This is a genomic window from Streptomyces sp. NPDC020747 (assembly GCF_044334695.1).
In the GTDB taxonomy this organism is placed as follows: domain Bacteria; phylum Actinomycetota; class Actinomycetes; order Streptomycetales; family Streptomycetaceae; genus Streptomyces.
In genome coordinates, this window is record NZ_JBIRTJ010000010.1 from 269,221 (window position 1) to 290,860 (window position 21,640).

20 protein-coding genes and 1 pseudogene are annotated in these 21,640 nt (G+C 67.5%); 17 read left to right on the forward strand and 4 right to left on the reverse strand.

The genetic code is table 11. The annotated features are described in order from the left end of the window. Positions 1–72 precede the first annotated feature (72 nt). The 9 genes from ACH4YP_RS26425 to ACH4YP_RS26465 all read left to right on the forward strand — a co-directional run bounded on the left by ACH4YP_RS26425 (position 73) and on the right by ACH4YP_RS26465 (position 11,184). Positions 73–699 carry a DUF1707 and DUF4190 domain-containing protein gene (locus tag ACH4YP_RS26425; protein WP_398492877.1) on the forward strand — a complete coding sequence of 209 codons (627 nt, stop codon included), beginning with the start codon at positions 73–75 and terminating at the stop codon, positions 697–699. A gap of 288 nt (positions 700–987) precedes the next feature. Then, a complete protein-coding gene (rpsL, locus tag ACH4YP_RS26430; RefSeq protein ID WP_003948652.1) occupies positions 988–1,359 on the forward strand; it encodes a 30S ribosomal protein S12 in 372 nt (123 codons plus the stop codon). 2 nt (positions 1,360–1,361) lie between these two features. After that, on the forward strand, positions 1,362–1,832 hold the full coding sequence (rpsG, locus tag ACH4YP_RS26435; RefSeq protein WP_081218873.1) for a 30S ribosomal protein S7: 471 nt from the start codon (positions 1,362–1,364) through the stop codon (positions 1,830–1,832). A 39-nt stretch (positions 1,833–1,871) separates the two neighbouring features. After that, entirely contained in the window at positions 1,872–4,001 is a 2,130-nt protein-coding gene (gene fusA, locus ACH4YP_RS26440) for an elongation factor G (RefSeq protein ID WP_361054491.1), read from the forward strand. Positions 4,002–4,143: 142 nt separating this feature from the next. Next, positions 4,144–5,337 carry an elongation factor Tu gene (gene tuf, locus ACH4YP_RS26445; protein WP_361054488.1) on the forward strand — a complete coding sequence of 398 codons (1,194 nt, stop codon included), beginning with the start codon at positions 4,144–4,146 and terminating at the stop codon, positions 5,335–5,337. Positions 5,338–5,572: 235 nt separating this feature from the next. Further along, positions 5,573–6,127 (forward strand): sigma-70 family RNA polymerase sigma factor, encoded by a 555-nt coding sequence (locus ACH4YP_RS26450; protein ID WP_361054603.1) that lies wholly within the window; start codon positions 5,573–5,575, stop codon positions 6,125–6,127. Then, the gene (locus ACH4YP_RS26455) at positions 6,124–6,732 is read left to right on the forward strand and encodes a hypothetical protein (RefSeq protein WP_398492880.1); all 609 of its coding nucleotides are present in this window, start codon (positions 6,124–6,126) and stop codon (positions 6,730–6,732) included. The genes ACH4YP_RS26450 and ACH4YP_RS26455 overlap by 4 nt, the downstream gene beginning before the upstream one ends. A 165-nt stretch (positions 6,733–6,897) precedes the next feature. After that, a complete protein-coding gene (locus ACH4YP_RS26460) occupies positions 6,898–10,083 on the forward strand; it encodes a glycosyl hydrolase 115 family protein (RefSeq protein ID WP_398492882.1) in 3,186 nt (1,061 codons plus the stop codon). 39 nt (positions 10,084–10,122) lie between these two features. Beyond that, the gene (locus ACH4YP_RS26465; protein WP_398492884.1) at positions 10,123–11,184 is read left to right on the forward strand and encodes an endo-1,4-beta-xylanase; all 1,062 of its coding nucleotides are present in this window, start codon (positions 10,123–10,125) and stop codon (positions 11,182–11,184) included. Between the two features lie 16 nt (positions 11,185–11,200). Here the strand turns inward: ACH4YP_RS26465 and ACH4YP_RS26470 are convergent, their stop codons facing one another. From ACH4YP_RS26470 to ACH4YP_RS26480, 3 genes are all read right to left on the reverse strand, one after another. After that, positions 11,201–11,842, reverse strand: coding sequence for a Uma2 family endonuclease (locus ACH4YP_RS26470; RefSeq protein WP_398492886.1), 642 nt, complete (start codon positions 11,840–11,842; stop codon positions 11,201–11,203). A gap of 52 nt (positions 11,843–11,894) precedes the next feature. After that, on the reverse strand, positions 11,895–12,836 hold the full coding sequence (locus ACH4YP_RS26475; RefSeq protein ID WP_398492888.1) for a helix-turn-helix domain-containing protein: 942 nt from the start codon (positions 12,834–12,836) through the stop codon (positions 11,895–11,897). Between the two features lie 314 nt (positions 12,837–13,150). Beyond that, the gene (locus ACH4YP_RS26480; protein WP_398492890.1) at positions 13,151–13,609 is read right to left on the reverse strand and encodes an ATP-binding protein; all 459 of its coding nucleotides are present in this window, start codon (positions 13,607–13,609) and stop codon (positions 13,151–13,153) included. A 140-nt stretch (positions 13,610–13,749) separates the two neighbouring features. Here ACH4YP_RS26480 and ACH4YP_RS26485 point away from each other — a divergent pair, with 140 nt between their 5' ends. Both ACH4YP_RS26485 and ACH4YP_RS26490 read left to right on the forward strand, forming a co-directional pair. Further along, the gene (locus ACH4YP_RS26485) at positions 13,750–14,598 is read left to right on the forward strand and encodes a Scr1 family TA system antitoxin-like transcriptional regulator (protein WP_398492892.1); all 849 of its coding nucleotides are present in this window, start codon (positions 13,750–13,752) and stop codon (positions 14,596–14,598) included. Continuing rightward, on the forward strand, positions 14,595–14,795 hold the full coding sequence (locus ACH4YP_RS26490; RefSeq protein ID WP_398492894.1) for a DUF397 domain-containing protein: 201 nt from the start codon (positions 14,595–14,597) through the stop codon (positions 14,793–14,795). The genes ACH4YP_RS26485 and ACH4YP_RS26490 overlap by 4 nt, the downstream gene beginning before the upstream one ends. Before the next feature lie 11 nt (positions 14,796–14,806). Here ACH4YP_RS26490 and ACH4YP_RS26495 read toward each other — a convergent pair whose 3' ends face one another. Then, on the reverse strand, positions 14,807–16,405 hold the full coding sequence (locus tag ACH4YP_RS26495; protein ID WP_398492896.1) for a hypothetical protein: 1,599 nt from the start codon (positions 16,403–16,405) through the stop codon (positions 14,807–14,809). Between the two features lie 363 nt (positions 16,406–16,768). Between ACH4YP_RS26495 and ACH4YP_RS26500 the strand changes: the two are divergent. From ACH4YP_RS26500 to rplW, 6 genes and pseudogenes are all read left to right on the forward strand, one after another. Beyond that, positions 16,769–17,818, forward strand: a pseudogene (locus ACH4YP_RS26500) (putative T7SS-secreted protein); the annotation flags it as partial. Positions 17,819–18,375: 557 nt separating this feature from the next. After that, positions 18,376–19,095: a hypothetical protein gene (locus tag ACH4YP_RS26505; RefSeq protein ID WP_398492898.1), complete on the forward strand. Its 720-nt coding sequence runs from the start codon at positions 18,376–18,378 to the stop codon at positions 19,093–19,095. A 462-nt stretch (positions 19,096–19,557) separates the two neighbouring features. Then, positions 19,558–19,866: a 30S ribosomal protein S10 gene (rpsJ, locus tag ACH4YP_RS26510; protein WP_003948644.1), complete on the forward strand. Its 309-nt coding sequence runs from the start codon at positions 19,558–19,560 to the stop codon at positions 19,864–19,866. 17 nt (positions 19,867–19,883) lie between these two features. Then, positions 19,884–20,528 carry a 50S ribosomal protein L3 gene (gene rplC, locus ACH4YP_RS26515; RefSeq protein WP_361054463.1) on the forward strand — a complete coding sequence of 215 codons (645 nt, stop codon included), beginning with the start codon at positions 19,884–19,886 and terminating at the stop codon, positions 20,526–20,528. Positions 20,529–20,535: 7 nt separating this feature from the next. After that, positions 20,536–21,201, forward strand: coding sequence for a 50S ribosomal protein L4 (gene rplD, locus ACH4YP_RS26520; RefSeq protein WP_361054460.1), 666 nt, complete (start codon positions 20,536–20,538; stop codon positions 21,199–21,201). Further along, positions 21,201–21,617 carry a 50S ribosomal protein L23 gene (rplW, locus tag ACH4YP_RS26525; RefSeq protein ID WP_361054457.1) on the forward strand — a complete coding sequence of 139 codons (417 nt, stop codon included), beginning with the start codon at positions 21,201–21,203 and terminating at the stop codon, positions 21,615–21,617. Before rplD ends, rplW begins: the two co-directional genes overlap by 1 nt. Positions 21,618–21,640: the final 23 nt, after the last annotated feature.

Below are 21,640 nucleotides of genomic sequence, written 5' to 3' on the forward strand. Positions count from 1 at the left end.
GACGGGAACCTATGCCGGAAATGCCGCGTTGGAGCATGATGGAAGCCCAGTCTTTCGGGGGGAGGTGCTCCCGTGTCGTACCCGTCGTGGCAGCCCGGGGAGGGGCCGAAGGATGCGCAGGCCCGGCAGGGGCCGGGTGGTGTGCCGTCCTGGCGCGGGCAGGGCGGTCAGCCGCCGGTCTGGTACGGGCAGGGCGGACCTCCGCAGCCCGTGTACGGGGACGGGGGTCACTCCATGCTCGCCTCCCACGCGGACCGGGAGCGGGCCGTCGACGTGCTCAGAGCGGGCTTCGGCGAGGGACGCATGGAGCAGTCCGAGTTCGAGAAGCGGGTGGCGCGGGCCTACGCGGCCCGTACGGTGGGCGAGCTGGCCCTTCTGGTGGCCGACCTGCCCCAGGGGCCCGTACCGCTGCCGGTGGCCGTGGGAGCCGTGCCACGGACGTTCCTGCCCCTTCCCGTGCCGAAGACGAACGAGAAGGCGATCGGCTCGGCGATCTGTGGTGGGCTGTGCCTGGTGACCGTCGGGCTCACCGGTCTTCCCGCGGTGATTCTCGGCCATTCCGCGCGCTCGGAGATCCGGCGCACGGGCGAGGGCGGAGACGGTCTCGCGCTCACCGGGCTCGTCATCGGATGGCTGGCCACGGCCAGTTGGACCCTTGTGGTGACGCTGCTGCTCATCGCCGCGCTGACGACCGGATGAAGATCACGGACGGCGTGGCGGGTTGGCATGGTCCGCTCACGGATGGTAGTGCGGCCCATTTGTTTTGACCGCAGCCTATGAGGTAGGTACGCTCAGACCTTGTGCCTGGGGTGTGCCCTGGCTCCCGTGCGTGCCTTCAAACCGCAAGGGGAGTCGTAAGCGGCCACCGTAAATCTGCGCCCTTCTCGCCTCACGGCGAGAGTCTGCAGGATTCGACACACCCGACCGCGTGGGTCGGAGATGTTCCAGGTTAGCTTCACCATTCGGCACACAGAAACCGGAGAAGTAGTGCCTACGATCCAGCAGCTGGTCCGGAAGGGCCGGCAGGACAAGGTCGAGAAGAACAAGACGCCCGCACTCGAGGGTTCGCCCCAGCGTCGCGGCGTCTGCACGCGTGTGTTCACGACCACCCCGAAGAAGCCGAACTCGGCCCTGCGTAAGGTCGCGCGTGTGCGTCTGACCAGCGGGATCGAAGTCACCGCTTACATCCCGGGTGAGGGACACAACCTGCAGGAGCACTCGATCGTGCTCGTGCGTGGTGGCCGTGTGAAGGACCTGCCCGGTGTTCGCTACAAGATCATCCGCGGTTCGCTCGACACCCAGGGTGTCAAGAACCGCAAGCAGGCCCGCAGCCGCTACGGCGCCAAGAAGGAGAAGTAGAAATGCCTCGTAAGGGCCCCGCCCCGAAGCGCCCGGTCATCATCGACCCGGTCTACGGTTCTCCTCTGGTGACCTCCCTCATCAACAAGGTGCTGCTGAACGGCAAGCGCTCCACCGCCGAGCGCATCGTGTACGGCGCCATGGAGGGCCTGCGCGAGAAGACCGGCAACGACCCGGTCATCACGCTCAAGCGCGCTCTGGAGAACATCAAGCCGACCCTCGAGGTCAAGTCCCGCCGTGTCGGTGGTGCGACGTACCAGGTTCCGATCGAGGTCAAGCCCGGTCGCGCCAGCACGCTCGCGCTGCGCTGGCTCGTCGGTTACTCCCGCGCCCGTCGCGAGAAGACCATGACCGAGCGTCTGCTCAACGAACTTCTCGACGCCTCCAACGGCCTCGGTGCCGCTGTGAAGAAGCGTGAGGACACCCACAAGATGGCCGAGTCCAACAAGGCCTTCGCGCACTACCGCTGGTAGTCGTACCCCACATCGAGACCGAGAGAAGACCGAAGCCTTATGGCTACCACTTCACTTGACCTGGCCAGGGTCCGCAACATCGGGATCATGGCCCACATCGACGCGGGCAAGACGACCACCACTGAGCGGATCCTCTTCTACACCGGCGTCAGCTACAAGATCGGTGAAGTCCACGACGGCGCTGCCACCATGGACTGGATGGAGCAGGAGCAGGAGCGTGGCATCACGATCACCTCTGCTGCTACCACCTGTCATTGGCCGCTCGAGGACAACGACTACACCATCAACATCATCGACACCCCGGGTCACGTCGACTTCACGGTCGAGGTGGAGCGTTCGCTCCGCGTCCTCGACGGTGCCGTCACCGTGTTCGACGGTGTCGCGGGTGTCGAACCGCAGTCCGAGACGGTGTGGCGTCAGGCCGACCGTTACGGCGTGCCGCGCATCTGCTTCGTGAACAAGCTCGACCGGACCGGCGCGGAGTTCCACCGCTGCGTCGACATGATCAGCGGCCGCCTCGGCGCGCAGCCGATCGTCATGCAGCTCCCGATCGGTGCCGAGGCCGACTTCAAGGGCGTCGTCGACCTGGTCACGATGAAGGCTCTCGTGTGGTCCGCCGAGGCGGAGAAGGGCGAGATGTACGACGTCGTCGACATCCCGGCCACCCACACCGAGGCTGCCGAGGAGTACCGCGGCAAGCTCGTCGAGACGGTCGCCGAGAACGACGACGAGATCATGGAGCTGTACCTGGAGGGCAAGGAGCCTTCCGTGGAGCAGCTCTACGCCGCGATCCGTCGCATCACCATCGCGTCCGGCAAGTCCGAGGGCACCACGGTCACCCCGGTGTTCTGTGGCACCGCGTTCAAGAACAAGGGCGTTCAGCCCCTGCTCGACGCGGTCGTGCGCTACCTGCCGACCCCGCTTGACGTCGAGGCCATCGAGGGCCACGACGTGAAGGACCCCGAGGTCGTCATCCAGCGCAAGCCGTCCGTGGACGAGCCGCTGTCCGCCCTCGCGTTCAAGATCATGAGCGACCCGCACCTGGGCAAGCTCACCTTCGTCCGGGTCTACTCGGGCCGCCTGGTGTCCGGCACTGCCGTGCTGAACTCCGTCAAGGGCAAGAAGGAGCGCATCGGCAAGATCTACCGCATGCACGCGAACAAGCGTGAGGAGATCGAGGCGGTGGGCGCCGGCGACATCGTCGCCGTGATGGGCCTGAAGCAGACCACCACCGGTGAGACGCTCAGTGACGACAAGAACCCGGTCATCCTGGAGTCCATGGACTTCCCGGCGCCGGTCATCCAGGTCGCCATCGAGCCCAAGTCCAAGGGTGACCAGGAGAAGCTGGGTGTAGCCATCCAGCGTCTCGCGGAGGAGGACCCCTCCTTCCAGGTTCACTCGGACGAGGAGACCGGCCAGACCATCATCGGTGGTATGGGCGAGCTGCACCTCGAGGTGCTGGTCGACCGTATGCGCCGTGAGTTCAAGGTCGAGGCCAACGTCGGTAAGCCGCAGGTCGCGTACCGTGAGACGATCCGCAAGACCGTCGAGCGTCACGACTACACCCACAAGAAGCAGACCGGTGGTACCGGTCAGTTCGCCAAGGTGCAGATCGCGATCGAGCCCATCACCGAGATCGATGGTCCGGCGTACGAGTTCGTGAACAAGGTCACCGGTGGTCGTATCCCGCGGGAGTACATCCCGTCGGTGGACGCCGGTGCGCAGGACGCCATGCAGTTCGGCATCCTCGCCGGTTACGAGATGACGGGCGTCCGCGTCACGCTTCTCGACGGTGGCTACCACGAGGTCGACTCCTCCGAGCTGGCGTTCAAGATCGCCGGTTCGCAGGCCTTCAAGGAGGCCGCCCGCAAGGCCAGCCCCGTGCTGCTCGAGCCGATGATGGCCGTCGAGGTCACCACGCCCGAGGAGTCGATGGGTGATGTCATCGGCGACCTCAACTCCCGCCGTGGCCAGATCCAGGCCATGGAGGAGCGCAGCGGTGCTCGTGTCGTGAAGGGCCTCGTGCCCCTCTCGGAGATGTTCGGCTACGTCGGCGACCTCCGCAGCAAGACCTCGGGTCGCGCAAGTTACTCGATGCAGTTCGACTCCTACGCCGAGGTTCCCCGGAACGTCGCCGAGGAGATCATCGCGAAGGCCAAGGGCGAGTAACGCACACCGTTTGCACGCTTTAGGCTTGACACCGACCGACGGGATTCATCCGGAAACGGAAATCCCGGCGGGCGGCATCCCAGCAAAGATCACCTGGCGCCGATGAGTAAGGCGTACCAGAACCACTCCGCAGGAGGACCCAGTGGCGAAGGCAAAGTTCGAGCGGACTAAGCCGCACGTCAACATCGGCACCATCGGTCACATCGACCACGGTAAGACGACCCTCACGGCCGCCATTACCAAGGTGCTGCACGACGCGTACCCGGACATCAACGAGGCGTCGGCGTTCGACCAGATCGACAAGGCTCCTGAGGAGCGCCAGCGCGGTATCACGATCTCCATCGCGCACGTCGAGTACCAGACGGAGACGCGTCACTACGCGCACGTCGACTGCCCGGGTCACGCGGACTACATCAAGAACATGATCACCGGTGCTGCCCAGATGGACGGCGCCATCCTCGTGGTCGCCGCCACCGACGGCCCGATGCCGCAGACCAAGGAGCACGTGCTCCTGGCCCGCCAGGTCGGCGTTCCGTACATCGTTGTCGCGCTGAACAAGGCCGACATGGTGGACGACGAGGAGATCCTGGAGCTCGTCGAGCTCGAGGTTCGTGAGCTGCTCTCCGAGTACGAGTTCCCGGGCGACGACCTTCCGGTCGTCAAGGTCTCGGCGCTCAAGGCTCTCGAGGGTGACGCCGAGTGGGGCAAGTCCGTCCTCGACCTGATGAAGGCCGTCGACGAGTCGATCCCGCAGCCCGAGCGTGACGTCGACAAGCCGTTCCTCATGCCCATCGAGGACGTCTTCACGATCACCGGTCGTGGCACCGTCGTCACCGGTCGTATCGAGCGTGGTGTCCTCAAGGTCAACGAGACCGTCGACATCGTCGGCATCAAGACCGAGAAGACCACCACCACGGTCACCGGCATCGAGATGTTCCGCAAGCTGCTCGACGAGGGCCAGGCGGGCGAGAACGTCGGTCTGCTCCTCCGTGGCATCAAGCGCGAGGACGTCGAGCGCGGCCAGGTCATCATCAAGCCCGGCTCGGTCACCCCGCACACCTCGTTCGAGGCGCAGGCGTACATCCTGTCCAAGGACGAGGGCGGCCGTCACACGCCGTTCTTCAACAACTACCGTCCCCAGTTCTACTTCCGTACGACTGACGTGACGGGCGTTGTGACCCTCCCCGAGGGCACCGAGATGGTCATGCCGGGCGACAACACCGAGATGACCGTCGAGCTCATCCAGCCCGTCGCCATGGAGGAGGGCCTGAAGTTCGCCATCCGTGAGGGTGGCCGGACCGTGGGCGCCGGCCAGGTCACCAAGATCAACAAGTAGGCTTCGCTTACCTGTTGGGCTTGAACGCCTGGTAGCTCCAGCATCGCTGAGCTCCTTGAAGGGGCCCGTACGACTTCGGTCGTGCGGGCCCCTTTGCTTTTCCCGGCAGGCCCGTCGGGGCCGTCCCGTAACGCATTCGGCCCGCTGTTCCAAGTAGAAGTGACAGCAGGACGGACAACGGGAGGTTCACACCTTGGCATCCGACAGCAGAAGCCGGGGCGGTCCACCGGGAGAGATGTACGACCCGGCCGCCTTCGAGGTCTTCTATCGCCGCCATGTCGACGCCGTCACCCGCTTCATGGCCCGGCGGGTCTCCGACCCGCACACCGTCGCCGATCTCACCGCCGAGACCTTCCTCGCGGTGATCGACTCCGCCCGTGCCTACCGCCCCGACCTCGGGAGCGAGGTGGCCTGGCTGTACGGCATCGCACGCAACGTGGTGGCCGCGGAAGCCCGAAGGAGCGCGCGTCAGAACGTGCTCGGCGGCCGTATCGCCGGCCGCCGGCTGCTGGAAGGCGACGACATCGACCGGCTGGAGGAGAAGCTCGACGCCGAGGAGGCCGGGCGTCGCGCGCTGGCCGCCCTGGTCAGGCTCCCCGACGGCGAGCGTGCGGTGATGGAACTCGTCGCCGTGGACCAGCTGAGCGTCACCGAGGCCGCCGTGGCGCTGGGCATACGCAAGGTCACCGCCCGGGTGCGGCTGCACCGGGCGCGCAGGTCGCTGCGCTCGGCGGCGGCCGGAGTCGGCGGGCAACAGGCACCACTCACGTACGCAGGGGGAGAGGCATGAGCGCCAGGACGACGCATACCTTCGAGGACCGGCTGCTGAACGAACTCCAGCGGGAGATCGCTCTCAGGGCCGAGGACCCGCCGCGGCCGGCGCCGGTGATCCGCCGCACGATCACCACTCGCCGGGCGCTGGTCGCCCTCGCGGCGTGTGCCGCCGCGGTGGGGGGCGTGGTGGCGCTGCCGGCGTCGACGGGTGGGTCGCAGGCGTACGCCGTGGAGCGGCACGAGGACGGCAGTGTCACGGTCAGCATGGAGGAGATCCTGCTGAGCGGGGAGGAGAAGGAGGAACTGACCGAGCGGCTCCGGGCCGAGGGCATCACCGTGAGCGTGGACAAGCCCAGGAGCGGCTATGTCTGTGCGCAACCTCGTGGCGAGGCGTACTCGCCGCGCTGGAGCCTGAACTCGTCGGGCGACCCCTCTGTGATGCCCAAGCACGAGTACACACTGCGTTCCGGTGACTCCCTGGTCTTCGAGGAGCCCGAACCGGTGAAGGGCCGGATCAGCCCTGCCGCGAGCATCTACGCGGTCAAGGGGGCGGTGGAGCCCTGCGAAGAGGTGCCCTGGGACGGGGAACGGGCATTCGAGGAGATTCCGGAATCGAAGTAGGACCGAGGGGCCCGTACGACTTCGGTCGTGCGGGCCCCTTTGCTGTTGCCTGTTGCTGTAACGAAAGTATTCGGCGCCGACGACCCATTCCCCTCAGGGGCCCCTCCCTCCACCATTTGTCATGCCGCTGAGCAAATTCGGGATGACATGTTCGAGGGGTGAGGTATGTCTGGGCGCGTCAGCCGTAGGGCCGTTCTGGGAGCGGGGGTGGCAGCGGGGGCCGGGTCGGTCGCGCTGTCCGCGTTGTCGGGTGCCGCGTGGGCGGGGGAAGCGGGGTCGGGGTCCCCGGAGCCGGCGCCCACGGATCCGGGCGCGTACATCTCCTTCTCGCCGCAGGCCGGCGCCTTTCCGCTGGTGGGCGCCCCGGTCGTGGTCAGCGATGACGACCACCCCGGAGTCGTACGGGTCGCGGGGGATCTGCGGGACGACATCGAGCGGGTCACGGGTGTGCGGCCGGGTTCGGCGGTGGCGCGGGAGGTCGTGCTCGTCGGGACGATCGGGCGCAGTCCGCTGATCGACGGGCTGATCGCGGCGGGGAAGCTCGACGTCCGCGGGATCCGCGGCAGGTGGGAGACCTCGCTGCAGACCGTGGTCGAGCGGCCGATGCCCGGGGTGGAGCGGGCCTTCGTCGTCGCGGGCAGCGATCCGCGCGGCACGATCTTCGGGGCGTACGACGTCTCGTACGGGATCGGGGTCTCGCCCTGGTACTGGTGGGACGACGTACGGCCGGTGCGGCGGAGCGAGGCGTACGTGCTGCCGGGGCGGTACACCCAGGGCACGCCGGCGGTGAAGTACCGCGGGATCTTCGTCAACGACGAGAATCCGGCGCTGGGGACGTGGGCGCCCGCGTTCTTCGGGCCGGGCAGAGCGCCTGGTCATCCCGGTGGCTTCAACGCTGACTTCTACGCCAGGGTCTTCGAGGTGCTGCTGCGGCTGAAGGCGAACTATCTGTGGCCGGCGGTGTGGGGGCGGGCCTTCGCCGAGGACGACCCCGAGAACCACGCGAGAGCGAAGGCGTACGGGATTGTCATGGGCACGTCTCATGAGGCGCCCATGATGCGGGGCATCGAGGAGTGGAACCGGCATGCGGTGCCGGCCGTGCGCGACAGCGCGGGGAACGTCGTGACGCCGGGTCGGGATCCGTACGGTGGCACCGGGGAGTGGTCGTTCCGGCGCAACTCCGAGGCGATCAAGGCGTATTGGCGCGAGGGCGTGCGGCGCATGGTCGACCAGGACTTCGAGGGTGTCGTCACGCTGGGGATGCGTGGGAACGGGGACACGAGTCTGCCCGACGGCGACGGCATCGAGCTGATGCGGGAGATCATCGCGACGCAGCGGTCGATCATCGAGGACGTCACCGGCCGTGCTTCCGCCGAGACCCCGCAGGTCTGGACGCTCTACAAGGAGGTCCAGCGGTACTGGGACCGCGGGCTGCGGGCGCCGGACGACGTCACCGTCGTGCTGACCGACGACAACTGGGGCAACATCCGCAAGCATCCGGATCCCGCGGAGGCGGTTCGGGGCGGCGGCTACGGGCTGTACTACCACTTCGACTACGTCGGCGTCGGCCGCAACTACAAGTGGGTGGACACCACTTCGCTGCCGAACATGTGGGACCAGCTCCACCAAGCGGTCGAGTACGGGAACCGGGAGCTGTGGGTCACCAACGTCGGCGACTTGAAGGGGAACGAGCTGCCGACCGAGTTCTTCCTCAACTACGCCTGGGATCCGGGGCGTTGGCCGCTGGAGAGGCTGGGGGAGTGGGAGCGGAGGTATGCGCGGCAGAACTTCGGAGAGGGGCCCGCCGCCGAGATCGCGTCCGTGCTGGCGAGGTACGCGCGGCTCCAGTCGCGGCGGAAGCCCGAGTTGTTGAACCGCAGGATCACGCTGGTGGACGGGAAGGTCGTGTACGACGACCAGCAGACGCCCTTCTACTTCGGTCATCGCGAACTGGAGCGGGTGACGGAGGAGTGGCGGCGGCTGGGGAAGGACGCGGAGCGGATCGGCCGTCGGCTGCCGGCCGCGGACCAGGACGCGTGGTTCGAGCTCGTCGGGTACGAGGTGGCGGCGACGGCCAACCTGTACGGGCTGAGGCAGGCCGAGTTCACCAACCTGCTGTACGCGCGGCAGGGGCGGGCGGCGACGAATGACCTGGCGGCGGCCGCGGAGGCCGGGCTGGCTCGCGATTTCGCGTTGGCCGAGCGCTTCAACTCCCAAGTGGCGGGCGGAAAATGGCGGGGTTTCCAGACACAGCCGCACATCGGGTACGGGGATGTGGAGCGGTACGGGCCGAACGCGCCGTGGCAGCAGCCGGAGCGGGACAACATGGCGTTGCCGGACGAGATCTTTCCGGCGGTGAGGCGGGTCGAGGTGCCGGTGGCCGCTGAGATGGGGGTGGCGGTGGACGGGGCCGAGTCGGGGGAGTGGTGGCCGGGTTCGCATGCCTCCGGCGAGGCGGTGCTGCCTGTGTTCAGCCCGTATCAGACCCGGCCCGACCAGTACATCGAGGTCTTCAACCGGGGGCGTACGGCCTTCGACTACCGGATCACGCCGTCGGTGCCGTGGATCAGGGTCGACCGCCCGCGGGGCCGGGTCGGGCAGCAGGTGCGGGCGGTGCTGACGGTGGACTGGGCCCGGGCTCCGCGGGGGCGTACGGAGGCGTCGGTGACCGTGGAGGGGGCGGGCGCGGTGGTGACGGTGGGGGTGGTTGCCGAGCAGCCGTCGGGGCGTGGGGTGCGTGGGGTGCGTGGGGTGCGAGGACTGCCTGGGTTGCCTGGGTTGCCTGGGTTGCCTGGGGCGAGTGGGTCGCGTGGGTTGCGGGGGTTCGTCGAGGCGGGTGGGTATGTGGCCGTCGATGCCGAGCACTTCGAGCGTTCGGTGGGGACGTGGCGGCGGATCGACGGGATCGGTCGTACGGGGGCGGGGGTGACGCCGTGGCCGGTGACGGCTCCGCGGCGGACGCCGGGAGGGTCGTCTCCGCGGCTGGAGTACGAGGTGAGCCTGCTGTCCGAGGGGCCGGTCACGGTATGGGCGTACCTGTCTCCGCGTAATCCGGTGTTGCCCACGGGTGGGCTGAAGTACGGGATCTCGTTCGACGGGGACGCCCCGCAGATCGTCGACATCCACGCGGCCACGGGCGCCGATGACGGCCTGATGGACATCGAGTGGGCCCGCAACACATCGGACAACGTCAACCGCACGTCTACGCGCCACATGATCGGGGCTGGCGGGGTGCACCGGCTGAAGTTCTGGATGGTCGATCCGACGGTGGTGGTGCAGCGGCTGGTGATCGATACGGGTGGGCTGACGCCTACGTATCTGGGGCCGCTGGAGAGCTATCGCGTTCGTTGAGCCGAGTTCGCCGAGTGCTACTCACTGGAGGCACCGCAGATGAAGAACTTCCGTATGCCTGTCGTCGGGCTACTCAGCGCGACGCTGCTGGTCACGGGTGTCCAGACGGCTTCCGCGGACGAGCTGTCACCGGCTCCGCTGCGGGTGCTCGCCGAGCGCACCGACCTGCGGATCGGTACGGCCGTGGACATGGCGGCGCTGGGCGAGGACACGACGTACCGGCGGGCGACCGGGCGGGAGTTCAACTCCGTCACCGCCGAGAACGTAATGAAGTGGGAGGTCGTCGAGCCGACGCGGGGGACGTACGACTGGTCGGGGGCGGATGCGTTGGTGCGGTTCGCGCGGGAGCGGGGGCAGGTGGTGCGCGGCCACACGTTGGTGTGGCACAGCCAGTTGCCGGGGTGGCTGACGACGGGGGTGGCGGACGGTTCGATCGGAGCGGGGGAGCTTCGGGGGATCCTGCGGCAGCACGTCACCACGGAGGTCAAGCGGTACAAGGGCAGGATCCAGCAGTGGGACGTGGTGAACGAGGTCTTCGAGGAGGACGGTTCGCTGCGGAACTCCATCTGGCTGCAGAAGCTCGGACCGTCGTACATCGCCGACGCCTTCCGCTGGGCGCACGCGGCGGACCCGAAGGCGAAGCTCTTCCTGAACGACTACAACGTGGAGGGCGTCAACGCGAAGTCGACCGCCTACTACGAACTGGCGAAGCGGTTGCGGGCGGAGGGCGTTCCGGTGCAGGGCTTCGGGATCCAGGGACACCTGGCGATCCAGTACGGCTTCCCGGGGGACGTGGCGGGGAACCTCGCGCGCTTCGAGCGGCTGGGGATGCAGACCGCCTTCACCGAGGTGGACGTACGGATGATCCTGCCCGCGGATGCGGAGAAGCTCGCCACGCAGGCGGCGTACTTCCGGGGGCTGCTGGATGCCTGCCTGGGGGCGCGGAGCTGCGGGTCCTTCACCGTGTGGGGGTTCACGGACAAGTACTCGTGGGTGCCGGGGGTCTTCGCGGGGCAGGGGGCGGCGACGTTGACGGGGGAGGACTTCGGACGGAAGCCGGCGTACGGGGCTGTGGGGGAGGAGTTGGCGGCGGGGCGCTGACCAGGGGAGGGGCTTGTCAGCCGTTGCCGTTGCCGTTGCCGTTGCCGTTGGGCTTGGGCCTGTCCTTGTCCGCGTAGCGCGGCAGGTTCTCCGTCGAGATCGTCCAGTCGCCGATGGTGACGTCCTCGCCGTAGACGAAGTCCTTGCGGGTCGCGTAGCGGGGGCCGTCGGGCGTGGAGTGGATGTCGGTCAGGACGGCACCCGTACCGGTGCGCGGATCGAAGACCGCGTAGATGGGAACACCGACCAGGGGATAGTCCCGTACTTTGCTCACCCAGTCGTTGTCCGGATTGGAGTTGGACACGATCTCGACAGCTGCGAGAAGCGTGCGTGGATCGAAGGTCCCCTCTCCTTCCATGTCCGCCTCGGCGATCACCATCACATCAGGGCGACGCATGATGCCTTCGGGCGCGTCCTCCACGTCTGGTTCGCCCGTATGAGCCACGATCTCCTCCGGCATCACCTGCTCAAGACGCTTCCGGAGGCGCAGCACGGTGAGCTCGTGCTGCTTCACGGGGGCCATCATGTCGTGGACGATCCCTTCCTTGGTGATCTCGAATTTGCCGGGAAGGGTGTCGTCCATGGACTGAACGAAGTCCCGCATGGCCCGGTACTGGTGGGAGGCGCCCTGCTGCGCGTCGTCCGGGGCGATGGTCATCGCGCTCGCTCCTCGTGCTCTGTGCCCAGGGGCAAGGATCGTCACGTTCATGCTAGGCGGCCTCCAGGAGATCGGATTGATCGGAGCGGCAGCCGCGGCAGCGGCGGCCGGGTTCAGGGGCGCGGAAGGCGCGGTCGCAGCCGTCGCAGTTCTGGAGGGGAGGCCGCAGGCGTACGGCTGCCCGGGGTGCCGGGGCCGCGGGGAGTGGGGGTGGGAGTAGTTCGGTGAGGCGGTGGGCCAGGAGGCCGGCCGGGTAGTGGATGGGGTCCTCGGGGAGGCCCGCCGTCAGGGTGCGGCGTACGGCTTCGGGGGCGGCGCCGCGGTCCAGCCAGGCGGTGACGGCGGGGGCGAGACGGCGTACGTCGCGCTCCGCGAGCAGCAGGCGGGGGTCGTCGCGGTGCAGGCTCGCGAGGAGGGTGGTGGCTGTGTGGTGGGCGGCTGAGTCGTGGGTGTGCGGTTCGGGGGCGGGGAGAGGGTTTTTGGGGTGGGGGTCTGCGGCGGGGCTCGGTGGAACCTTGGCGTCAGGCCGTACGGGGGTGGGGGCGGGAGCGGGGGCAGGCGCCGGGGCCGGGGCAGGGGTGAGCGTCGGCGTGGGAGCAGGCTTCGACTCGGGAGTTGTGGGTCGGGGCTCCTGGGCGTCGGCGTCCCTCGGCCGGTTGTACGACACCGTGTGCGTGACTACGCGGCCGCTCGGCAGGCGCTCGCGGGTGCGGGTGAGATAGCCGTGCGTCTCCAACTCCCGTAGCGCCGCGGCGATTCTCGTCTCGCCCTCGGGGAAGCGGGCCGCGAGCGTCTTGATGTCGGCGCGGGCACCGGTGGGCAGCGACTGGATGTGGACGCCGAGCCCGATCGCGAGCCCCGACAGCTCCGGGTGCTGGGCGAGATGGTTGCCGATCACCGTGAAGCGGGTGGTGTGGCGGACGTTGATATGGGTGATACCCCGCGGAATCCGGGGCTGGGCGCACGGGGGCGCGCTAGGGTTCTGCTTATCCATCGGGAAAGGCCTGCTTCCTCGGTGGTCAGGCCCTCGCATTGGGATTGCACTCCCGGCGAGGGCCGTCGCATGTTCTGGAGTTGTCTCGCCGGCCGACTTGCCGGTCGTCTCGCTTGTCGCGGGGCGAGCATATGCCCGCCAACCGGACGGAAATCCAGCCGAGTTGGCGATTGTCACCCTTGTGGGCGACGGGGACTCGCGGCGCTGACGTGGTGCCGACGTGGTCCTGACGCGGAGGGCCGGGTTGGGTTTGGTGGGGTTCTCTCCCGAAGTTCTTTGAAGAGCTTTGATGTCGTGCGGGACCGGTCTGTCATTTACCGGGACGGGAAGTTCCGGGGGCCGGTGACGGCGGGACCGATCTCGGCCCAGACCGTTTTGCGTGGGGGTGGGCCGGCGATCACGCCCCAGCGGTCGGCCAGTGCCTCGACGATGACGAGGCCGCGTCCCGACTCGGCTGTGGGCGTGAGGTGTTGGTGGCACGGGACCGGTTGGTCGCCACGGGTGTCGGTCACCTCGATGCGCAGGATGCCGCCGATCACGTACAGCGTGAGCCGGAAGTCGCGACCCACGACGCGGCCGTGGGTCGCCGCGTTGTTCGCCAGCTCGGCGACGATGTGGCTCGCTGCCTCCAACGGGAGTCCCCAGGCGCGGAGTTGCTCTGTCGCGAGGAGTCGGGCCAGGCGGGCGCCGCGTGGTGTGGGGGACAGGAGCACGCTGAAGTTGCGCACGGTGCAGTCGAGTTGGGGCTGCGGCCGGGCCGTTTCCTGATTCATGTCACTCAGCGTGGCGGATGCTGCCTACTCTGAGCTGCGATGACGACTGTGCGTACCGGGACTGTCCCGCCGTTGTCTCGTTCTGTCTTGGCTGTCTCGGGTCCCGTACGGGTACGGGTGGGCGTTGGAGGTGGGTGGGCATGAGCAGCGAAGGTGTGGACGAGGCGGGCTGGGACCTCGAACCGGGGGACGAGAGCGTGCCGTTGGTGGAAGCCGTGGGGCGGCTGGTCCGGATCTGCCGGGAGGCGGCCGGGATGCGGGTCGCCGACTTCGGGGAAGCCATCGGATACGGCGAGGACATGATCCGCAAGATCGAGCGCGGGGCTCGGATTCCCCGGCCGGAGTTGTTGGACCGGGCGGACGAGGTCCTGAACGCGGGCGGGCATCTCAAGGCGTTCAGGGAGGACGTGGAGAAGGCCCGGTATCCGAGGAAGGTGCGGGAACTGGCCCAGCTGGAGGAGCGGGCCGTCGAGCTCAATCTGTACGGCAACCACAACATCCATGGGCTGTTGCAGGCGGAGGAGTACGCGCGGGCGCTGCTCAGCACCTGGCGCCCGGCCTACTCCAGCGGCGAGTTGGAGCGCATGGTCGCCGCACGTATGGCCCGGAAGGTCATCTTCGAGAGGGACCCCGCGCCCGAACTCAGCTTTGTCCAGGAAGAGGTGACGCTGCGCCGCCCGGTCGGAGGCACAATGGTGCTGCGCCGACAGCTCGAACACATGCTGGAGGTGGCGCAGTTGCCGTACGTCGAACTCCAGGTGATGCCGACAGCTCGCGCGGATCACCCGGGAACAGGCGGGCTGATCGAGGTGCTGAAATTCGGGGACGGCACGGCGCTGGGACGCACCGATGGCCAGTTCGGCGGGCGGCCGGTCTCCGATCCGAGGCAACTCCGGGTCCTTGAATTGCGATATGGCATCATCCGGGCCCAGGCACTGACGCCAGGGGAATCGCTGGTCTTCATCGAACAGGTGCTGGGAGAGACATGACTGTCGGGGACGCCTTCGAACTGGCGTGGTTCAAGAGCAGCTACAGCAGCAGTAGCAATGGCGAGGACTGCGTGGAGATAGCCACGACCCCCGCCACCATCCACGTCCGCGACTCCAAGAATGCCGAAGGCCCACAGGTCACGCTCAGTCTGGCGGCCTGGTCGTCATTCGTGGCGCCCCTGTCGATGGCCCAGTAGAACGGGGCTGGTCACCCCGAGGCCAGCTGTTCCGCTATCTCCTGGATCCAATTGCCGGTCTTCGCCGGGTCATTGAGGGTCTCAACCCACGCTTCCGGCTCCAGCTTGTGCTTGGCGGGGCCGGATTTGAGAGCGATGAGCAGGGATCTGGCGGACTCCCGCATCTCGGCTGTCGTGCTGCCGCTCCCGGAGATGTCGGGACCCGCCGCCAGGGCGTAGATCTCGCGCGCCATGGCCTGGCGTTCGCCCTTCGACACCTTCTTCCAGAACTTCAGGGCATGCTGCAGTGACTCCTTGCGGGACGCGGCCTCCGCGGGGGTCTCGCCCTTCGGCGCCCAGCGCTCGGGGTGGTGGACCTCTTCGTAGCGCTTCGTGGCGGCGCGGAGCGCCTTGTACATGGTGACGCCGAGGACGAGGCCGGCCCCGGCCCCGGCGAGGCCCCATCCGACCGGGTTGCTCGCCAGCCCGACTGTTCCCGCCGCGACCGCCGTCACGATGCCGGCTGCGGCCTTGGTGGACTCGCCCCCGCCGCTGACCGTCTCCTTGCCCATCTTGGTGAGCTGCTTCTTCTTCGCGTACCCCTGCACGGTGCTCAGCTTTTCCACGTCTCGTTCGGCGTGCTGGAGGGTCTCGGCGGCGTTACGGGCTTCGCCCATCGCATCCCAGGCGGCGTCGATGGCCTCGGAGACGAGCTCCAGCCGTTCCGGGCCGTCGTGGGCCCAGTAGGCATCCAGTGCGACGTAGGCCTCCGCGGCGGCCCAGCCGGCCTGCTCCCGCGACTCGTTCAGCCGGGCCAGTGACCCGGCCTGGACGACGTGGGGGTCTCCCAGCTTCTTGATCTGCCGGTACTTGCCGGCTGCTCCGCCGACGCGGAAGGCGGACCGCATGCCTTTGATCGCGCCGATGGAGGCGCTGGCGATACCGCTCGCCTCGGACGCCACCGCGGCGTCCGCCGCCTTCTGGACCTTGGTCACCTCCTTGGCGATGGCGGCGCTGTAGCTTCCCGAATTGGCGGCGCCGACAACCGCGTCGGCCCCCTTGGTCTTGGCCCTCTTCTTCGCCGTGTGGTGGTTGGCCCCGGTCTCGTGCTTCTTGGCGCCCTTCATGTTCTTGTACGCGTCCATGCCACTGACCACGGTGCCGGCGGCCTCCGTGAGGAGGTTCCCCGACGCCGCGGAGGTCCCCGATGCGGCGGTGGAGTGCTTGAGGCCCTCATTGGCCGAGACGGCGGCCTGCTGGGTGAAGGCCGCGTTGGTGGGGGTCTGGAAGCCCTTGATGAAAGTGTCGATGGGTTCGAGATTCTTCTTGAACCTGTCGAGGAGCGCGGCGATCCGGTCGCGATAGTTCTTCTTCGCTCCGGCGGTCGCGCCGCCGTTCTCCGCCGCTCTGTCTCTCTCGGTGTCCCGGGCGGGGTCTCGGGCGGTGTCCCGGGCGCGCTGCACCGCCGCGGTCGTGGCCCGGTTGCCGGCGCGGGACTGCATCGCGAGGAGGGCGTGCTCCGTCGAGCGTGCGGCGGTACTCCCGGTCCGGCTCCCTTCCCGACGCTGCTGGGCCGACGTCAGGACGGCTGCGGACTGCCGTGTCGAGGTGCGGTGGATCGGGGTGCTCATGGATGGGCCTCTCCTGTACCGGACCGGGCGAGGCGAAGGTAGCCACACCTGGCAAACAGAAGGGGAGCGGCGGGGAAACTCCTCGCGGATGCTGTGGGGCGCGGGCGGTGGGTTGCTCGGGCCGAGTACGCCGGCGGGGAGTTCGCGTTCACTGCGGCCACGACAAGGAGGCGGGGATGCCTGAAGGAGTGCTGATGGCCGAGAGTCTGCCGCGGACGCTCCGTCGGAGTCCCTGAACAGCAACTCGGCTGGCAGGCCTGGCCTCGGGATCCGAACTGTTCTTGCATGCGAGGGACGCCGACGCCTAGTAAATTCGCTGCTGCGTACGGTTTCGTACGGGGCGGTTGTGACGGGGGTTGCGGCGTGGCGGGTTATCGGCCGACGGACTGGCATGTGCTGGATCTGGAGAAGGATCCGACGCCGGGGGATCCGGTCCGGGTGAAGTCGTTGGCGAAGAGCCTGCACGACTTCGCGGACGATGTGCAGGACGCGCTGCGTCTCGTCAAGGGGATGGCGGAGGAAGACGCCGTCCTGACGATGGTGGGCAAGACCGCCGATGTGTTCCGGGACGAGTTCTCCGGCGTGCCGAAGAACTTGAAGAAGCTGAAGAAGTCGTACGACCTGGCGGGGGATGCGCTGGCGGCGTACTGGCCGCAGTTGGAACGTGCGCAGGCGCTGGCGGACAAGGCGTTGGCCCAGGGGCGGGAGGCGCAGTCGGACCTCTCCTCTGCCAAGTCCCGTCTGTCGTCGGCCGATTCGTGGGTGACCCGGGCCAACAAGGAAGCCGACAAGTACAAGGACGACCCCGGGTCGGCGGGCAAGGACGTCCCCAAGCCGGACGAGTCCAAGGTCCGTGCCGCCACCCGCGACGCGCAGAGTGCCGAGTCCGCGCAGACGTCCGCCCAGTCGGATGTCACCTCCGCCTCCAACGCCCTCGATGCCGCGAAGAAGATGGCGGCTGATGCGCGGAAGATGCGCGAGGACGCGGCCGGTGAGGCGAAGCGCAAGCTGGACGAGGCGTCCGACGCGGGTATTCAGAACCGTAAGTGGTACGAGGAGGTCGGGGACTGGTTCGTCGACAACTGGGACACCATCGTCGCCGTGTGCAAGGTCGTCGTCGCCGTCCTCGGGATCATCGCCCTCATTATCGGCGGGCCCATTCTCGGCGCCATCGTCCTCATCGCCGCTCTCGTCGTCCTGGCCGACACCCTCAACAAATACATGAAGGGGCAGGCGTCCCTGTGGGATGTGGCCTTCGCGGCGCTGGACTGCATACCCGGAATGAAGGGCCTCACCACCCTCGGCGGACTCGCCAAGGGGCTCAAGGGTCTCCGGACCATGAACGGGCTCAAGGCCGGGCTCAAGGGCATGGCCGAGGGCGTTCGCGGTATGAGCGGCGTCTTCAAGGGCGGAGCCCGTATGCCGGGTGGCCAGATCCCTTACCGGGCGCTGTCCCCGAAGGCCAGGCAGCTCACCCGGGCGCTGGAGAACGGGCACATACCCATCCGGCCCGGAGAGGTGAATGTTTCCCATCTCTCCGAACTCCAGAGCTTCCACGGGGTCGAGCACGCCATCATCCAGAATCCGGCGGGAGATCTGCGTCTCTTCCGGGGGACGGAGCGGACGAGTTCCATTCCACGGGACCTCAGGGGACAGGACTACGATTTCATCGCCCATACACACCCGGAAGACCGAATCCCCGGACCGCCCAACCGAATAGAAGAAGCGCGGGGAATTCCCAACAGCATGTCGCGGGACCTGGAATACAAAGCGTCGGACCATATGGAAGTGGTCGTCAGCAGGGACGGGAATCTGAGATTCTTCGACGGTGCGGGAATCCGTGAGCTGCCGCAGGGAACGTACCCTGAGGGTGGTCCGGTGAATCCATTGGGGTTCATCGTTCCCGTGCGAATGGGATGACCGATGTGTGCACTTTGGAATGAACCGTGCCGCGGAAAGGGAAAGCCGTAATGAGTAATGAACACGCTTCGTGTGTCTTCTGCGGGGAATTCGTCCTGCACATCCCCGGGTGGGCCAGCAGTGTTCCTTCGTACCGCCTCATGCGGGCGACCTGGCAGGAGGACCACGCGTTCGTGGTCGGGTCGCTCCACTTCTCCTGCCTGCGTGCCTCGCCCGCCCGGTCGGAGTTCGCCGCCGAGTTCGCGCGGATCGCGACAGGACACGGAAGGGAGATCACGTATCAGGCGGCCGGCGAGACCCAGACCCTGATCCAGCCCGGTCTCGGCTATGTCGAGCAGATCTTCCGGGGCGACGAATGCGCCATCCATCGCAGTGACACCCGGGACAGCTGGCTCGTGCAGGAGTATGCCGGGCCCTGGTACGTGCTGGACCGGCCCCAGTTGGAGGACATCGCGCAAGGGAAGCGGCCTCGTCTCGACCCCGGTGTGGAGCGGATCGTGCTCCCGGGTGAGCCGATGGCGAATCTCGCCGATGCCACGCTTTCCGAACTCCTGGACGGCCTCGGCGTCACGGACCGGTATCCGGGCCTCGCGGCGGGGGAACCGGAGTACGAGTTCTGGAAGTACTTCGCCCCGAAGCGCGTACTGGAGTACGCGGTGATCGCGACCCCGCCCCTGCCGACGGAGGCGGCCGCGTTCCTGCGTGGCTACGCCCCGGGCTATCAGCCGATCGACTTCGACGCACTCGAACGCGACGAGCCCCGGAGCTGAGAAGCCGGGGGCAGGCCCACCCGGCCCGCCCCCGCGAGCCCGTGTTTGACCTGCGTCACCCTGGGGGTATTCTCTCCGGCTCGATTCGCCAGCCCCGTGCCCCGTATGGCAGACTGTCGGGGTTGCTCGGTTGAGTGCCGATGCTGCGCGCCTCCCGTCGGGAGGACCGGAAGCGAGTCCCACAGTACTCGTCGCTCCAACTGCCGTAAGGCAGCGCTGGAGCGGACGTACGGGAATCTTTCGGGAAGTGTCAGCGGGGTGCCGGCCAGGCGCCCGGTGGGTGTTCAGCCCCCGGTCCAGCGGTTGTCTTTTGGGCTCAGCCGCGTCCCTCGGCAGGGAAATCCACTTGTGGATATCTCTGTCAGCAGGAGCGCGACACACCCGACCGCGTGGGTCGGAGGCAAGGGACGCGAACCCCCGGGTTCCAGAGCGTTAAACGAGACTAAGGACTACTGAGTAGCCATGGCGGGACAGAAGATCCGCATCCGGCTCAAGGCCTACGACCACGAGGTCATCGATTCCTCGGCGAAGAAGATCGTCGAGACGGTGACGCGAACTGGTGCGTCGGTCGCGGGCCCGGTGCCGCTGCCCACTGAGAAGAACGTGTACTGCGTCATCAAGTCGCCGCACAAGTACAAGGACTCGCGCGAGCACTTCGAGATGCGCACGCACAAGCGCCTGATCGACATCCTCGACCCGACGCCGAAGACCGTTGACTCCCTGATGCGACTCGACCTCCCGGCCGGTGTCGACATCGAGATCAAGCTTTAGGGGCCGGTGATCTGAGAATGGCTAAGCAGATCAAGGGCATCCTGGGCGAGAAGCTCGGCATGACGCAGGTGTGGGACGAGAACAACCGTGTTGTTCCCGTGACGGTCGTCAAGGCCAGCCCCAACGTCGTCACCCAGGTCCGTACGAATGACTCCGACGGCTACGAGTCGGTCCAGATCGCCTTCGGCGAGATCGACCCTCGCAAGGTGAACAAGCCCCTCAAGGGTCACTTCGCCAAGGCCGACGTCACCCCCCGCCGCCACCTCGTCGAGATCCGCACCGCGGACGCCTCCGAGTACACGCTGGGCCAGGAGATCTCCGCGGAGGTCTTCGAGGCCGGCGTCAAGGTGGACGTGACCGGCAAGAGCAAGGGCAAGGGCTTCGCCGGTGTCATGAAGCGTCACAACTTCCATGGTCTCGGCGCCGGCCACGGTGTCCAGCGCAAGCACCGCTCTCCCGGCTCCATCGGTGGCTGTGCCACCCCTGGCCGTGTCTTCAAGGGCATGCGCATGGCGGGCCGCATGGGTAACGAGCGGGTCACCACCCAGAACCTGACCGTCCACGCCGTTGACGCGGAGAAGGGACTGCTCCTCATCAAGGGAGCCATCCCCGGTCCGAACGGCGGCCTCGTCCTGGTCCGCACTGCGGCCAAGGGGGCCTGAGGTAACGATGAGCACTGTTGACATCCTTTCGCCCGCAGGCGACAAGACCGGGACGGTCGAGCTCCCCGCGGAGATCTTCGACGTCGAGAAGATCAGCATCCCGCTGCTTCACCAGGTCGTAGTCGCCCAGCTGGCCGCTGCCCGCCAGGGCACGCACAAGACCAAGACCCGCGCCGAGGTCCGTGGTGGCGGTAGGAAGCCCTACCGTCAGAAGGGCACCGGCCGCGCGCGCCAGGGCTCGACCCGCGCCCCGCAGTTCGTCGGCGGTGGCGTCGTCCACGGCCCGCAGCCGCGTGACTACTCGCAGCGGACCCCGAAGAAGATGAAGGCCGCGGCCCTGCGCCACGCCCTCACCGACCGGGCCCGCAACGCTCGTATCCACGTCGTCACCGGCGTGGTCGACGGCGAGATCTCCACCAAGGCCGCGAAGTCCCTGCTGGGCAAGATCAGCGAGCGCAAGAACGTGCTCCTGGTCATCTCCCGCGAGGACGAGCAGGGCCTGCTCTCCGCCCGCAACCTGCCCCAGGTCCACATCCTGGACCCGGGCCAGCTGAACACGTACGACGTTCTCGTCTCGGACGACGTGGTCTTCACCCAGGCCGCTTTCGAGTCCTTCGTGTCCGGCGCGCCCTCTGCAGAGCGGAACGCTGACACCGAAGGGAGCGAAGCCTGATGGCTACGCGTCACCCGAGCATCGCCTCGAAGGCGGCCAAGGCCGCCAAGGCCGCGCGCGTCGCCAAGGCGAAGCGCCACGCCACCGAGGGCAAGAACACCGTCGAGACGCCGCTGAGCAAGAGCTTCACGGACCCCCGTGACGTCCTCATCAAGCCGGTCGTCTCCGAGAAGAGCTACGCGCTGCTCGACGAGGGCAAGTACACCTTCGTCGTCGCGCCCGGCTCCAACAAGACGCAGATCAAGGAGGCCGTCCAGGCGGTCTTCTCGGTCAAGGTCACCGGGGTCAACACGATCAACCGCCAGGGAAAGCGCAAGCGGACCAAGAGCGGTTTCGGCAAGCGTGCTGACACCAAGCGCGCCATCGTGACCCTCGCTGAGGGCGACCGTATCGACATCTTCGGCCAGGCCTCCTAACGGAGCGCCCTGGTCCGAATATC